Source organism: Streptomyces sp. adm13(2018) (genome assembly GCF_008042145.1).
GTDB lineage: Bacteria > Actinomycetota > Actinomycetes > Streptomycetales > Streptomycetaceae > Streptomyces.
Genome location: NZ_RDBH01000141.1, coordinates 631,951 through 634,414, shown reverse-complemented (window position 1 = coordinate 634,414; position 2,464 = coordinate 631,951). Strand labels below are relative to the sequence as shown.

The 2,464-nt window shown below is 74.1% G+C and carries 2 protein-coding genes and 1 pseudogene; 2 read left to right on the top strand and 1 reads right to left on the bottom strand.

What is annotated here, in order from left to right; genetic code table 11:
• A pseudogene (locus tag EAO70_RS38240) lies at positions 1 to 220 on the top strand (hypothetical protein); the annotation flags it as partial.
• The gene (locus EAO70_RS31050; protein ID WP_148006608.1) at positions 175 to 1,074 is read left to right on the top strand and encodes a PadR family transcriptional regulator; all 900 of its coding nucleotides are present in this window, start codon (positions 175 to 177) and stop codon (positions 1,072 to 1,074) included. The pseudogene EAO70_RS38240 and the gene EAO70_RS31050, both read left to right, overlap by 46 nt.
• A 55-nt stretch (positions 1,075 to 1,129) precedes the next feature.
• On the opposite strand, the gene EAO70_RS31045 is transcribed toward EAO70_RS31050, so the two are convergent.
• A complete protein-coding gene (locus tag EAO70_RS31045) occupies positions 1,130 to 2,413 on the bottom strand; it encodes a cellulase family glycosylhydrolase (protein ID WP_148006607.1) in 1,284 nt (427 codons plus the stop codon).
• Positions 2,414 to 2,464: the final 51 nt, after the last annotated feature.

Genomic DNA, 2,464 nt, shown 5'->3' with positions numbered 1-2,464 from the left:
CGCCCCCGCGGGCGACGAGTGGAGCGTGCTCGTACCGGAGGGGAAGCCCTGGCTGCACGGCGGCGAATCCGTCGAACAGGTCGTCACCGGCTGGGCCACCGCCCTCGCCGTCTCGGCGGCCGGCTGGCCCGTCGTCGCCCTCTGGTGGGACCGCGACCGGAAAGGTGCTCTGACATGCCGCCCGTCTTCGCGCACGGCCGCCTCCGCCTCTACCTGCTGAAACTGCTCGACGAGGCGCCCCGCCACGGTTACGAGGTGATCCGCCTCCTGGAGGAGCGCTTCCAGGGGCTGTACGCGCCCTCGGCGGGCACGGTCTACCCGCGCCTGGCCAAGCTGGAGGCCGAGGGCCTCGTCACGCACGCCAGCGAGGGCGGCCGCAAGGTCTACTCGATCACCGACGCCGGCCGCGCCGAGCTGGCCGACCGGGACGCCGAACTGGACGACCTGGAGCGGGAGATCCGCGAGTCGGTGTCGGAGCTCGCGGCGGAGATCCGCGACGACGTGCGCGGGGCGGCCGGCCGGGTGCGCAGCGAGATGCGCGCCGCGGCGGGCCGGACCCGCACCGCGGACCCCTCCTCGTTCTCCGAGGCCAAGGAGGAGCTGCGCCGGGTCGGACAGGAGTGGAAGGAGCAGGCCCGCCAGGCCCGCGCCGAGGCCAAGTCCGCCCGTCACCAGGCGAAGGAGTTCCAGCGGATCGCGCAGCAGGTGCAGGAGGAGGTCCAGGACCGCTTCTCGCGCGGCGACTGGCCCAAGGGGGTCTGGGAGGGCCTCTCGGGCATCACGGCCCAGCTCGGCGACCTCGTGACCGGCACGACCCACCCCAAGGCCGCCGGCCAGGAGCCCCCGTTCGCGGCGGCGCCGGCCACCGAGGCGCCGGAGTGGGCACGGGACACGGAGGGCTCGGGCGACCCGGCCCGCGACCTCGACCGGCTCCTCGACCGCTTCCGCGACGAGATCCGTGACGCGGCCCGCGACCACGGGGTGGGCCAGGAACAGCTCGCCGAGACCCGCGCCCAGCTGTCGGCGGCGGCGACCCGGATCACGGGCCTCCTGCGCTCCCACCGGGAGGCGTGACACGGGGACCGGCCGGGGCTGAACCCCGGGGACGCCCCGGCCGCTCCCCCGGAGTTCAGCCCCGCGTGGCCGTGACCGTCACGCGGTGGCCCGGGGCCGCGAGGATCAGGGCCCGGCCGGGGGACGTACGGAGGACCAGCGCGCCGCCCCTGGCCGACACCCGCCACGCGCCGGGCGGCAGGGACAGCTCGGTGAGCCGCGAGCCGCGGCGGTCCGCGGCCTCGTACGACAGGCGGTAGACCCCGGCCCCCGCGTCGTAGCCGGCGGACCGGACCGTGCCCGCGACCGCCTCCGCGTACGGCTCGGCGGTCAGCTCCTTGTTGGTACGGAAGGTCCCGGCACCGTCCACAGCGCAGTAGCCGCCGCCGTAGCACCACACGTACCCCGCCCAGCCGGAGCCGTAGCGGCCGAGGGAGGCCATGGCCTCGCGGTAGAAGCGGTTCATGTGCGGCAGGGAGTTGTTGAGCGGACCCCACTCGCCCACCACCACCGGGACCCGGTACTCCTCCGGGTACCGGGTGACGGCCTGCTCGTAGGTCTCGATCCAGCGGGCGCCGGGGTCGTAGTCCGCGCCGGCCTCCATGGCCGTGTTGTAGAAGTGCGGGGCGTAGACGACCTTCGGGTCGTCGATCCTGCCAAGCCCGGTGGGCACACCCTCGCCCACGATCGGGGTCGGCTCGACGAAGATCCAGGTGGACGGGTCGACCGAGCGGATCGCGTCCGCGAGCCGGTTGTACAGCGGGGTGAGCTGGTCCCGCTCGATGCGCCGGGCGGCCGTCGGCAGGTCCTCGCCCTCCCGGAGTTCGCCCATCGGTTCGTTGATCAGGTCGTAGCCGATGACAGCGGGATGGTCCTCGAAGCGGTCGGCGAGCACCCGCCACATCCGGGCCTGGGCGCGCCGCAGGTCCTCGTCCTCGTAGAGATGGGTGAAGGCCCGCTGGACGGCGGGCTCGAAGTACTCGGAGAACCAGTCGTCCGGGCGGGGCGTGAAGGGCAGTCCGTCGGTCCTGGTCGCCCAGGCGGGCACGCCGCGATGGCCGAAGGCGGGGCCGAAGACGTCCTGGTGGGCGTCGAGGAGCACGTTGACGTCGTACTTCGCCGCCCAGTCCAGGACCCGTTCGATCTTCCGGAGGTAGGTCTGGCTGTACCGGCCGGGCCGGGGTTCCAGGTCGTCCCAGAAGACGAGCAGCCGGGCGAAGTTGAAGCCCTTGGCCCGCAGGTCGCGGAAGTGCCGCTCGGTGATCGCGGAGAGGGCGGCGTCACCCCGGTTCGCCTTGTCCTCGACGTTCCAGCCGCGCAGTGTGAGGGCGCGTCCGCGCTCGTCGGTGAGGACGGGGATCGCACCCCCGCCGGTCCCCGGCCGGGCGGCGGGGGTGCGATCCCCGTCCTC

Bases quoted from the DNA above. Each gene is read 5' to 3' on its own strand.
- EAO70_RS31050 (WP_148006608.1), top strand. From the start codon at position 175: ATGCCGCCCGTCTTCGCGCACGGCCGCCTCCGCCTCTACCTGCTGAAA.